10 protein-coding genes and 1 pseudogene are annotated in these 11,672 nt (G+C 45.3%); 8 read left to right on the forward strand and 3 right to left on the reverse strand.

The window, feature by feature from the left end; genetic code table 11:
- Both LW728_RS18840 and LW728_RS18845 read left to right on the forward strand, forming a co-directional pair.
- Positions 1 to 125: pseudogene (locus tag LW728_RS18840) on the forward strand (RNA-guided endonuclease TnpB family protein); the annotation flags it as partial.
- Between the two features lie 180 nt (positions 126 to 305).
- Entirely contained in the window at positions 306 to 728 is a 423-nt protein-coding gene (locus LW728_RS18845) for a SufE family protein (protein ID WP_002761229.1), read from the forward strand.
- A gap of 4 nt (positions 729 to 732) precedes the next feature.
- Here LW728_RS18845 and LW728_RS18850 read toward each other — a convergent pair whose 3' ends face one another.
- Positions 733 to 1,284, reverse strand: a complete 552-nt coding sequence (locus LW728_RS18850; RefSeq protein WP_002737956.1) for a ferric uptake regulation protein — start codon at positions 1,282 to 1,284, stop codon at positions 733 to 735.
- 105 nt (positions 1,285 to 1,389) lie between these two features.
- On the opposite strand from LW728_RS18850, the gene LW728_RS18855 reads away from it, so the two are divergent.
- Positions 1,390 to 2,655 (forward strand): DnaJ domain-containing protein, encoded by a 1,266-nt coding sequence (locus tag LW728_RS18855; RefSeq protein ID WP_002801640.1) that lies wholly within the window; start codon positions 1,390 to 1,392, stop codon positions 2,653 to 2,655.
- Here LW728_RS18855 and LW728_RS18860 read toward each other — a convergent pair.
- Complete coding sequence (locus tag LW728_RS18860) at positions 2,608 to 3,222, reverse strand: molybdenum cofactor guanylyltransferase (RefSeq protein WP_287664369.1); 615 nt, start codon at positions 3,220 to 3,222, stop codon at positions 2,608 to 2,610. The genes LW728_RS18855 and LW728_RS18860 overlap by 48 nt on opposite strands.
- A gap of 179 nt (positions 3,223 to 3,401) precedes the next feature.
- Between LW728_RS18860 and LW728_RS18865 the strand changes: the two genes are divergently transcribed.
- The 5 genes from LW728_RS18865 (at position 3,402) to LW728_RS18885 (ending at position 10,008) form a co-directional block, all read left to right on the forward strand.
- Positions 3,402 to 4,541, forward strand: coding sequence for a DegT/DnrJ/EryC1/StrS family aminotransferase (locus tag LW728_RS18865; RefSeq protein ID WP_287767649.1), 1,140 nt, complete (start codon positions 3,402 to 3,404; stop codon positions 4,539 to 4,541).
- A gap of 37 nt (positions 4,542 to 4,578) precedes the next feature.
- Positions 4,579 to 5,484 (forward strand): cyanoexosortase B, encoded by a 906-nt coding sequence (gene crtB, locus LW728_RS18870; RefSeq protein ID WP_287767652.1) that lies wholly within the window; start codon positions 4,579 to 4,581, stop codon positions 5,482 to 5,484.
- Positions 5,477 to 6,223 (forward strand): cyanoexosortase B system-associated protein, encoded by a 747-nt coding sequence (locus tag LW728_RS18875; RefSeq protein WP_287767654.1) that lies wholly within the window; start codon positions 5,477 to 5,479, stop codon positions 6,221 to 6,223. The genes crtB and LW728_RS18875 overlap by 8 nt, the downstream gene beginning before the upstream one ends.
- Positions 6,224 to 6,459: 236 nt before the next feature.
- A complete protein-coding gene (locus LW728_RS18880; protein ID WP_287664360.1) occupies positions 6,460 to 7,686 on the forward strand; it encodes a polysaccharide biosynthesis/export family protein in 1,227 nt (408 codons plus the stop codon).
- A gap of 117 nt (positions 7,687 to 7,803) precedes the next feature.
- Entirely contained in the window at positions 7,804 to 10,008 is a 2,205-nt protein-coding gene (locus tag LW728_RS18885) for a GumC family protein (RefSeq protein WP_002801646.1), read from the forward strand.
- Positions 10,009 to 10,014: 6 nt separating this feature from the next.
- Here LW728_RS18885 and LW728_RS18890 read toward each other — a convergent pair whose 3' ends face one another.
- On the reverse strand, positions 10,015 to 11,463 hold the full coding sequence (locus LW728_RS18890; protein ID WP_287767656.1) for a family 10 glycosylhydrolase: 1,449 nt from the start codon (positions 11,461 to 11,463) through the stop codon (positions 10,015 to 10,017).
- Positions 11,464 to 11,672: the final 209 nt, after the last annotated feature.

Raw genomic sequence — 11,672 nt, forward strand, 5'->3', positions numbered from 1 at the left:
AAAACATTTTGGCCGCAGGGCTTGCGGTGTCAGTCTGTAGAGCGACCATAAGACCAGAACAGAGTAAATCTGTTAAGGCAGGTGCGAAAAATCCTTCGGGAAAGAAGCAGAAACCCAAATCGTGAGGTTTGGGAATCGCCGTCCGTTTACGGAGGCGAGGATGTCAATGATGCCAATTCTAGCAGATAGCCTCGAGGCGCTCTGACCAAGGTAGCCCTGGCAGCGATAACCACAGCGCGCAACTTCCGCAAGAATGCTAATATAAAAAAGCTATTGGCTAATTTTTTCCTATTTTAACTCGCAATATGCTCCCGTCTAATCTCGATCGCATCGTCGAACGCCTCAAACGCCGTACCGATCCTAAGCAAAAATACGAACAATTACTAGCTTTTGCTAAAAAACTAGAACCAATACCAGAATCTGCCAAAATACCCGCTAATAAAGTTCATGGCTGTGTATCCCAAGTTTATATCACTGCCGACCTCGAAAATGGCCAGGTTTGGTACAAAGGGGATTCCGACGCGCAATTAGTCAAGGGTTTAGTTGCTTTGTTAATCGAGGGTTTCAATGGACTGACTCCCACGGAAATCCTGCAAGTCACCCCGGATTTTATCGAAGAAACCGGCTTAAAAGTCAGTCTTACCCCTTCCCGCGCCAACGGATTTTATAATATTTTCCAATTAATGCAGAAAAAAGCTCTCGGTTTTCAGTTGGGAATGTCCGCTTAGATACCTAGTTTTCTGGTTCCGGTTCCTTTGATTCGGGAATCTCGCAGTTTTGGAAACGAGTATCCACCAGCGAACGCGTACAGCCCCAATTACTCGGTATTCCCGACGGCCAACCCATCCGCAAAGCTTCCGGACAGATGGCCATCACCGTTAACTGACAGTCAATTAACTGAAAACCCTCTTTCTCACACTGTTTGAGACTGTGTTTGAGAATAGAATCATTGTTAAATTCGATGGTTTTATTGCACTGAATACAGACCAAATGATGATGGTGGTGGGGATAGGGTTGATTGAGTTCGTAGTGTTTATGACCTTCGGCCAATTCCAACTCCCGCAAAATCCCCATCCGCGACATTAGTTTAACACTGCGGTAAATTGTCGATAAACTAATTCCTTCCCCCCGTTTGTCCAGTAATTCCTGCAATTCCTCAGCACTGAGATGATTGCCTTTCGGTAAATTCTGGAAAACGTGCAGAATTTTCTCTCGCTGGGGAGTTAAGCGCCACCCCCGCGCGTTGAGTTCCGCTTTCAGGGAGGAAGCAGTGTAGGCAGACATAAGCGATCAACTCTCAATAAAAGCTATTTAATTGACAATGATAGTCGTTTCGGCGAGCCATTGGCAACAATTTTAAGTAGTTGAAAATTCCCCCAGCATTCGAGTATGAAAAATTACTATGAAGTCCTCCAAATTCCCCGTAATGCCAGTAATAATCAAATAAAAGCCGCTTTTCGTCGTCTGGCCCGGCAATATCACCCCGATTATAATCCCGATGATCCGGAGGCAGTGACAAAATTTCGGGAAATTGAACAAGCTTATCGGGTTTTGAGCGATAAAGAGAAAAGAAAAGAGTATGATCGCAGTTTATCCCCGGAAATACCCACTTTTCACCCCAGTGCCGAGGATTTTTATCAGCAGGGATGGCGCTACGCTCAAGAGAAAAATTATCAACTAGCGATCGCATTTTACCAGCAAGCGCTCGCAATTAATCCGCAATTTTGGCAGGCCTATCTGCAACGGGCGGAAGTTTACTACTATAATCAGCAGGATCGGCAAGTTTTGAGCGATTGTCGCCAAGTTTTGCAGTTAAAACCCGATTGTTCCCAAGCTTACTATTACCTCGGTTTATCCCGTCAACGACTCGGTTACACCCAATCCTCCCTAGAAGCTTATGGCAAAGCAATCGCTATTGACCCAAATAATCCCCAATTCTATTATCAAAGAGGATTAGCTTTAGAGGAACTCTCGGAACTGCCGGCAGCACGAAAAGATTTCCAAATAGCGGCCAATAAATTTAAGCAACAGGGAAATTTTCGCCGCTATCATGCCATTGCAAATAAATTAAGAGACCCTCAGAAAAGTTATCGACAACGGCAATCAATCAAGTGGTCAAAAACTCTTTTTATTGTTTTTGATTTGCTGAAAATCTCTTTTTCATCTTTGCTCAAACCCAAGACCGGTCTAGCAGAGGCTTTTTTAAAGTTCAACCGTAATCAGGCTTTAGCTACGGGTGTATTGGCAGCAATCATCAGCAGTTTTTTCATCGCTTTGACTTGGCAAAACTGGACAGTTAAATCCGAGTTTTTACTGTTACTAGGCTGGGCAGTATTTCCTTTTATTATTCTGACTTTATCTAGTTGGTTGGGCAGAAAATTAAGTAATAAATATGGTAGTCTCACCGGCGATATATTTTTAGCTGGCCTGATAATTTTGCCCTTTTCCCTCGTCATTTTGCTCACTTCCTATTTATCCATAAATGGCGATATTATCGGCGCAATTATCGGTGTAACCGGCGGTTATCTAACCGGAATGCTCTACTATGGTTATCGCCATTTATCCAATATTTCTTCGCCGATCTCTTTACTTTTACTCCCTTTTGTGCTAGGTTTTCTTACGGTTAATATCTGGGGAGTTTATTATTATCTCTAAATCTTCTGGGGTATTACAGTTAAATAAAATCTCGGAATTATCGATAATTAATTCCTCCACCACAGAGACATTTAACCATTTTTGAAAAGAAGTTCCCCCTTGCTGAATATAAGTCTGCAAAGATTCTAAACAACGACGATGATAGAAACCACAGAGAGGTTCCCAACGCTCACCGCACCGGGGAACCAAAGCGATGGCATTTTCTGGTACAGTGGCTAATAATCTTGACCATCCTTGAATAATTGGGGGTGTTAGTAAAGGTAAATCGCAAGGGAGCAATAAAACCCAATCGGTTGATACAAAAGTTAATCCCAAGGCAAAGGCCAATAAAGGACCCCTAGTGGGGAGAGGTTCCTTGATTATCCGGCAGCATTGGGGAATGATAAGTTCATAAGGTTCTGGCCAAGGCGTAATCACAGACACCTGTACTGCACAATCTTGGGCAATTAAACAAGTATTCTCTAGAAAAGAGAGACCCTGAAAAGATAACAAAGCTTTATCTCGTCCCATACGAGAACTTTGGCCACCGGCCAAAATTAACGCAGTTAAAGCAGTAAAATCACTCATAATCACCAGTTCTAAAGGATAAACCACAGAGGCACAAAGAACACAAAGAAAAAGACAGACTCGATCAGTGAAGACTATCTATCAGATAAAGGACAAGAGAGCCTACTAATCTAGCCAACTTGCTCAAATCCATGCTAGTCTCTTGATAATTAATAATATCTTCATAACATAAGCACTAGATGAATTCCAATTTAATCAAAGTTCCCTTTGTCGATTTGACTTGGCAAAATCAGCCCCTACAAGCAAAAATTACCGAGGCCATCCAAACAGTTATCGACCGGGGAGATTTTGTTTTAGGTCAAGCTTTAGCCGAATTTGAAACCGCCTTCGCCCAAGCTTGCGGAGTCGAGTATGCTGTGGGAGTAGCTTCCGGCACTGCCGCTCTTGCCCTTGCTTTACAAGCTTACGGCATCGGTGCCGGGGATGAAGTGCTAGTCCCCGCTAATACCTTTGTCGCTACCCTCATGGGTGTTATTCAAGCGGGAGCCAAACCGATTTTAGTTGATTGTCACCTCGATACGGCCCTAATTGACCTTGCGGCGGCCGCCCAAAAAATTACCCCCAAAACCCGCGCCATTCTACCCGTACACCTGTACGGACAGATGGTATCACCCCAACAATTACAGGATTTTGCCCGCAGCTATAATCTGATTATCTTTGAAGATGCAGCCCAGGCCCATTTAGCCAGTAGAGAAGGTTATCGCGCCGGCAGTGTCGGTGTGGCGGCGGGGTTTAGTTTTTATCCCAGTAAAAATTTGGGTGCTTTTGGCAATGGCGGAATGTTAGTGAGCAATGATCCTGAAATTAGCCAAAAAGCCCGCAGTTTAAGAAATTATGGCGCACCGAGCAAGTATTTCCACACCGATATCGGCACTAATAGCCGTTTAGATAGCATACAAGCCGCCATTTTAAACATTAAATTACCCCATCTGGAAAGTTGGAATCGCTCCCGTCATCGAGCGGCAAGACAATACGACCGGCTTTTGGCTCCTTTAGCCGATAAGGGCATTTTACCCATACGAGACGAAACCGAAACCGGTCATGTCTATCATCTCTACGTTATTCGCATTCTCCCCCATTGTCCCGTTGAGCGCCAACAACTACAAGAACAATTAACTGCCGTCGGTATTCAAACCGGCATTCATTATCCGATTCCCTGTCATCTGCAACCGGCCTATCGCTACCTGGGTTATCAACAGGGAGGCTTTCCTAATGCAGAGATTCTCTGTGAAGAAATTGTCTCTCTCCCCATGTACCCCGGTATCAGGGAGGAGCAAATTGAAATGGTTGTTGAACAGATTACTGCGATCATCGGGTAACATAAATTCAGAATTTGTCACTAAATCGCTCTGTCCTATGGGTATTAGTCCTTCCCTATCCCCCGTCTCCCAGAAAAATTGGCAATCTTGGCTGATTATCGCTTTCTTGGCGGTTATCTACGGTCCGGTGATCTTTCATTGGTACGACGGTTGGCTGAATAAATCGATCAGCATCGAACACGAATACTTTAGCCACGGCTTGATCGGCCTTCCCTACGCCGCCTATATTGTCTGGCAGAATCGTAAAAAATGGCAGCGCCTCGAAGATCGCTCCCATCCCCTCGGAGCGTTTTTGTTAACCCTAGGAGCGATTTTTTATCTCCTCGGTTCCTCCCTTTGGGTTAGTATATCTTTTCCGATTATTTTAGCGGGCATCTGTCTCTGGTTAAAAGGAACGGAAGGTTTTAAATTACAGGGATTTCCCCTACTTTTAACAGCTTTAGCGACTCCTAATCCTATCCCCTACCTGATCACTCCCTATACCCTACCCCTACAGGTTTTTATTGCCGCTTGCGCCGGTTTTATTCTTCAGCAAGCGGGCTTAGATGTCTCCGTTGACGGTATCTATGTAGCGGTAGAAGGTAGGATGGTGGAGGTCGCCCCCTACTGTGCGGGGCTGAAAATGTTATTTACCAGTCTTTACGTCACGCTGCTGCTGCTCCATTGGACAGATACCATCGAAAACGGTCGTAAAACCCGCTTTATGCTCCTCAGTGCCTTTGGAATTAGTGTCGGGGCTAATATCGTTCGTAACTCGCTTTTAGCCTGGTTTCACGGCACAGGACAAGAGGCAAACTTTAAATTACTCCACGATAGCTGGGGGGGTGATTTATACTCCGTCTTTATGTTATTACTGATCCTTTTGGTCTTCCAAATCATGCAGTATCGGGACGCAGCCAAGAAACAGTCCCTAGCTCAAGAGGAAGGTAACAAAGGTGATTAGTCAAAAAATTCCAGCCGAGGTAACTTTAGTGTTAGATAAAATCAAAAAAAAGCTACCGGGTAATTATCTACTCCTGTTGTGCCTGCTGCTGCTATTGATTTTAGGGGGTATCTTGCCCAATTTAATTTCTGGCCATTGGTCTTGGGTGGAGCAACCGAGAATCGGTAATATGCAGAAAATGCAGGCCTTACAAAAATCGGGAATCGAGTTCTCTGACCTGAAAACCATCGACCAGAGCCAAGTAGAAATCGGTGAGGGAAAATGGTCGGTACAAGTGGTGGAAACTCCTGAAGGCAAGAGGATCACCGTGCTTTTAAAGCCACAGATATACTATAAAAATCAACCAGGATTAGAATGGTCGGATATCAGTTCGATTAGTCGTTGGAATCAGGGGGAAACAACCGAGCTATCAATTCCCACCCGGTCGGGAGGAAAGGCCACGGCTCGATTCTATCGGGCTTGGACACAAAACACCTTTGCCGTGGTGCAGTGGTATGCTTGGCTAGGTGGTGGTCATTACGATTCCTCTGTTTGGTATTGGCTTGACCAATGGGCGCAATTAAAAAGACAGAGAGTACCCTGGATAGCCGTTTCCTTAGTGATTCCCTTAGAACCGACGAAAGAACTGCAAACTCTCACTCCCTTTGCTCTCAATCTCGCCAAGGAAGTTCAAAGTAACTTAGAACAAAATGTCTTAAGTCAATTAACTTCTCTCCCTGAGTCTAAAAAAGAAAAGTAGTTTTTCTGCTCCTAACCATCTCTTTAAAAAAAACTAGCTCAAGGCACTTTTCTAGCCCTTAATAGCTTCTTTGTTCCTCTCCCACTAGGTATAGCCATTTCAGATAAGTCTGATACAATCTAGACCAGTGAAACCCTTATGAACTCTGGCATTGATATTCTCAATCTTAATTGAAATGACTATAACTCCCAGAAAATAAATTATCATCGTCAGAACCCAAAAATTGACAGATCTGTATGATTCCACCAACGCTCAACAAGTTTTTGCCAGTTAGTTTATTGAGAACCGGGGCCATAGCCCTATCAGGGTTGGGTCTGACAGGGTTCTTGTGGATAATTGACTCCGAGAGCCTCAAGGCCCAGGGTCCTTTGTCCATACCCCAGACTCAACCGGGGGCCGGGTTGGAATTTTTGCCCCCCCAACCCCCTAATCCCACCTTTCCTGAAAACACGATTCCCCCCGCTGGCTACAGTCCACCGGGTTACTCTCCCAATAATCGCCAATTCCGACAAATTCAGTCCTATCGACTCGATATCGGCGATCAAATTACTGTCTCGGTTCCCGATTTTCCCGAATTTAATTCCTCAAGTCCTGTGGATCCCGATGGTAATTTTCTGGTGCCGATTTTAGGGCGTATTCCCGTGTTGGGCTTGACTTTAGACGAAGTGCAAACTAAAATCCGCCTGGAATTGGGGCGAAAATACTTGCGGGAGGAACCAGAAGTCATTGCCTTTCTAACCGGTCCGCGTCCCGTCCAGTTAACCATTCTGGGAGAGGTACAGCGACCGGGGTTTTATAGTGTTGCTCCTAATACTCCCCTAGCGCAGGTACTTTTGGCCGCGGGTGGCGGCACCCCCAGAGCCGATCTGCGTTCGATCGTTGTCCGTCGGGTTTTAGTCGATGGTACAGTATTAGAGGAGAAACTTGACCTTTATACTCCCTTAATTAAAGGGGAACGCTTGCCAGATCTGCGTCTGCAAGGGGGCGATGCCGTGATTGTTTCCAAGTTAGAAGTGGGCCAAGAGACGGGATATAATGGCACATTGGTGGCGAGAACCACCCTCGCCCAGCAGAATATCACGATCAGGGTTTTAGCTCCCTTAGTTCCTTCGGGAATTGCCCTGAGAAATGTTTCGATTCCTAATGGCAGTACCTTCCTCGATGTGGTGGCTAGTTTACCGGTTTCCGATCGCCTGCGGATTAATGTCAATGAAGTGTCTCTGCTCCGTTTTGATAGTGCCAAAGGGGGAATTGTTAGTCAAACTTTGAGTCCGATAGCGGCAGTTAGAGGAGATATCTCGCAAAATGTTCCCTTAGAAGATCAGGACGTAATTATCGTTACCCGCACCCTATTAGGGGAAATTTTCGCCGCTTTTAATATTATTACCCAACCCATCCGGGATATTACGAGTTTTACCAATACAATTCTCAACCTTAGCAATCAATTCGATAACTTCCGATAATTGAGGGGCAACTCGCTCCCTTCACTCCTGAACACAACTTCATAGTCTAGGATTTCAAGGGAGAGAATAACTCTTGACCGCTAAAATGTAAAGAATCTGGGAATACATTAAAAAGCTATGGCTCTACCAATTGTTAAACGATTTCTCATCTCGCTAGATCAGAACAAATTTGTGGGAATATTCGTCTTCCTCGTCTGTTTAGGCGGTTCTGTGATCTTTGCTCTCCTACCCGATCCTGAGAAACCGCCCACCTTTTATCGAGCGGTGGGACAATTGGCCTACCGGGTGCCGCCGCCGGCTTTTACCAGTACAGGAACCAAACTGCAAGAACAAGGGCGAGCTATTAACCGCGATTTACTGCTGTCTCCCCGGGTATTGGTCAATACAGCCCAAAAACTGCAATTTAATCAGGAACAGATCGTTAAAATTCGCGATCAAGATTTGAAAATCACCTTCCCTGGTGAAGCGGAGGGACAAAAAAATAATAGCGACCAACCTCAAGAGATACTTTTAGAGTTAATGTCCGACTCCCAGTCCAAGGCGGAGTTAATTCTCGAAACCTTGATGAAGGAAATGGTGGAATACAGTCGCTGGCTGAATACTTCCCAGTTACGGGCCCGCATAGAAGCTCTCAGTGTCCGACTTAACGAAGTCCAAAAAGATTTAACCAGAGCCGAAGAAAAGTTTTATCGCTACATTAGTACCCAGGGTTCAGATTTATTGGCGATTCAAGATGGGAGTTTATTCGCCGCTATCACCAGTAGTCAACAGCAACAGCGAGAAATTCGCCTAGAACTGCAAGGCATTCAAGGACAGATTAATAGTCTGAGTAAACAACTCGATTTAACCCCCGATCAAGCTTACACCTCCTCGGCCCTTAGTGCCGACCCGATTATTGCCAGTATCCGAGCGCAGATCTTGGGTACGGAAGCCCAATTGGAGCGACTACAGAAGGATTTACGTCCCGAACATCCCACCGTAGCTAAATTACGCAAAGAACAGGAAGTTAACGAATCTCTCTTACAAAAAAGAGCCGCCGAGGTGATCGGAAAAGATGGCATCCTGACCGATCTTCCCAGCAGTCGCATCCGTCAGCAAAGTAATCTCGATGCCACCCGTCAACAACTAGCGGCTCAATTAGTCACCCTGCAAACCCAGCGCGAGGGTTTAATGAAACAATTAGAATCCTTAGTGACTCAGGAACAGCAATTACGCTCCCAATACGAGAAATTCCCCGATAAACAGCTACAGCAAGCTCGTTTAATCCAAGCCGTCGCCTTTCAACGGGGTATCTACGAGAATATTCTCAATGCTCTGGTGGATGCTCAGGCCGCAGAAGCGGAAACCGTGGGTAGTCTCACCGTCGCCCAAACGCCAGTTGCTGAACGGATCGAACAGGTGTTTAACCGCAAGAATCGTACCTTGATTCTCTTGGTGGGTGCTGGTTTGGGAACTTTAGCCGGATTGGGCGTGATTCTCCTGTTAGCAGTGATCGATGATCGCCTGCACAGTCCCCAAGAATTGCGGGAAGCTTTGGTTAGTCGGGATATACTACTCTTAGGACAATTGCCCATTGTCCGGAATTTAGAGGGCGAGGAAATCGAGCCGATTCTCGCCGATGCTAATGCCAATTATCTCCCCTACTACGAACGTTTACGCAGTACCCTGCGACTTGTTGGCGGCGGCGAAACGGTGAAAGTAGTTGTTGTCACCAGCATTACTGGCGGAGAGGGGAAAACCGCCACTGCCTATAATCTGGCGATCGCTGCGGCTTTAGCGGGGCGACGGACTCTGTTAGTAGAAGGAGATCTGAGAAGTCTTTCCAAAGCTGAAAAAATCGGAGTCATTCCCGATCCTAATTCTTTCCGAGAACCCCTACTTTACTACGGGGCAAAAAGTAAATCGGTCCGTCTGGCCCCAAATATTGAAAACCTTTCCATTTTGCCTAGTCCCGGTCCGCAAAAACAAGCGGCAGCTATCATTGAATCGAGCGAATTACAATTAATTCTCAAAGATTCTCGCGGCCGTTTCGATCTGGTGATTGTCGATACGCCTTCTCTGTCTAGCTGTAATGATGCGCTTCTCTTAGAAGAACTAGCAGACGGGATTATTCTGGTAACGCGCCAGGCGATCACTCGTTCTAGTCTCTTGAGTGAAGCAACTGACCAGTTAGCAGAAGCGGAGGTGAAAATTTTAGGGGCGGTGATTAACTACGTCGATATTACAATGAGTCTCAACACCGCCGAACCGGAACTGCCAGCTTTGATAGTTCCCTCAACACAGGGACAAACAGAGGTGGAGGAAGTGAAAGTGGAGGTGTAAATGCGGTTAGATTTGACAAAATCTTCTGGCTCGATCGAATTGTGGTTCTTGCCAAGAAAAAGCAAAATGACTGATACCATCTATTGTGGGAAAAGCGATCCGAATCGCTTCCATTTGTACTTCTAAGGAGGGACGATTGTTATAGGGTTGTCCCCATAAACCCGCTAAAGCTGGGATAACAGGAGTTTGATTTCCCCTGCTTGCCACTACTCTTTTGATCTGATTAACTATACAGGTGGTATCGTTACAATTAGCGTAGGACATGGGATGCCATTCTAGGGAAGCGGGAAAACTATCCCAAGCTTGTAAACGAGAATCAAAACCTTGATTACCCACAAGACGATTCCCATCAGGAAAAAACACTGCCCCGGCGGGAATTCCCTGACGTTCCACTAGGGCGGAAAAATAACTAATATAATCAATTACACCCTGGGCAGCATGGGCAACCGCTAGGAACCAAAGTTCTAATTTGAGGCGATCAAAACGGGTTTTAACTGATTGTTTCATCTCCTCCTCTAAAGGTATTCTTCCTTGCCAAAGAGGGGCGGTTTCTTGGGGATAAAGGAGGTCGGCTTCGACGATATCATCGGGGGAAATTTGCCCACGAGTCAGATAGCGATCGATTAAAAATTTGCCCTTATTATTCAATCCTCGATTAATGAAAGCTTGTCGGGATGCTGGACTAAAAATCCATAAATCTTTGACATCATCAGCAACAGAATCGACTCCTGTTCCTCTGGGATAGCGAATATAATCAAATAAAACTCCATCGGGACGACGTTGTAAAATGGCTTCTAGGAGAATTAAATAATCCTGTCGCGCTTGATTACTGTAGGGATCGACAAAAGTTTGGGATTGATCATCGACAAAAGAGGTGCTATCTTGTCCTTTACCATTGCGTGCTAACACCTCCTGTCGATCGGGTTTCAAGCTATAAGCATAGCCAAAATTGAGGCTAAATAACCAAGCATAAACCTTTAAACCGCGTTTATGTCCCTGTTCGATCGCCTGTGCTAATAAATCGACATTTCCGGCACTGGGATTTTTAATGACGCTATCCCAAACGGTGGGATTATTGTTAGGAGGTAATAGGACTTGACCATCGGCAAAAACTTCCAGATAAACTGTATTATAACCTTTGGCCACGATGCGATCGAGGATACTTTCGATCGAGCCTGGACGGGTATCACAGGAGTAGAGACGTAACCAGATCGCCTGTTCCTGTAACCAATGTCGGGACCGACAAAAGCGCAATTGTTCAGCATATTTCTGCAATAAAATGTTATATTCTTGGGGCGAAGTTTGACGCAGATTTTCTTGTTGTTTGATTTCTGATTCGGACAGTTGACAATTATCATTGACAGCGAGGCTAGAGTTAATCCCTAGATGACTACTCCAGAGGATTGTAGCGAGGAAACAGGATAGAGATCGCAGACAATTAATTTTCTTTAACATAGTTGTTCACAGCGTTTGCTATTTTTTTATTGTTGGCACTTTCAGATAAATAGGGTCTGCTGAAAAAGTTTTTCCTGGGGGTAGGGTGTGGGGTATGGGGTGTGGGGTGTAGGGTTTTACCGATTTTCAGGTGGTCAACTACCTAATTTTCAGGGAAAAAGTACCTCAATTTTCCCCCTGATCACTCCCATGCCTGGTACTTTTTGATT

This window comes from Microcystis sp. 49638_E5, assembly GCF_021300285.1.
In the GTDB taxonomy this organism is placed as follows: Bacteria; Cyanobacteriota; Cyanobacteriia; order Cyanobacteriales; family Microcystaceae; genus Microcystis; species Microcystis aeruginosa_C.

Bases quoted from the DNA above. Each gene is read 5' to 3' on its own strand.
- LW728_RS18845 (WP_002761229.1), top strand. From the start codon at position 306: ATGCTCCCGTCTAATCTCGATCGCATCGTCGAACGCCTCAAACGCCGT.
- LW728_RS18860 (WP_287664369.1), bottom strand. From the start codon at position 3,222: ATGAGTGATTTTACTGCTTTAACTGCGTTAATTTTGGCCGGTGGCCAA.
- LW728_RS18855 (WP_002801640.1), top strand. From the start codon at position 1,390: ATGAAAAATTACTATGAAGTCCTCCAAATTCCCCGTAATGCCAGTAAT.
- crtB (WP_287767652.1), top strand. From the start codon at position 4,579: ATGGGTATTAGTCCTTCCCTATCCCCCGTCTCCCAGAAAAATTGGCAA.
- LW728_RS18880 (WP_287664360.1), top strand. From the start codon at position 6,460: ATGATTCCACCAACGCTCAACAAGTTTTTGCCAGTTAGTTTATTGAGA.
- LW728_RS18865 (WP_287767649.1), top strand. From the start codon at position 3,402: ATGAATTCCAATTTAATCAAAGTTCCCTTTGTCGATTTGACTTGGCAA.
- LW728_RS18885 (WP_002801646.1), top strand. From the start codon at position 7,804: ATGGCTCTACCAATTGTTAAACGATTTCTCATCTCGCTAGATCAGAAC.
- LW728_RS18850 (WP_002737956.1), bottom strand. From the start codon at position 1,284: ATGTCTGCCTACACTGCTTCCTCCCTGAAAGCGGAACTCAACGCGCGG.
- LW728_RS18890 (WP_287767656.1), bottom strand. From the start codon at position 11,463: ATGTTAAAGAAAATTAATTGTCTGCGATCTCTATCCTGTTTCCTCGCT.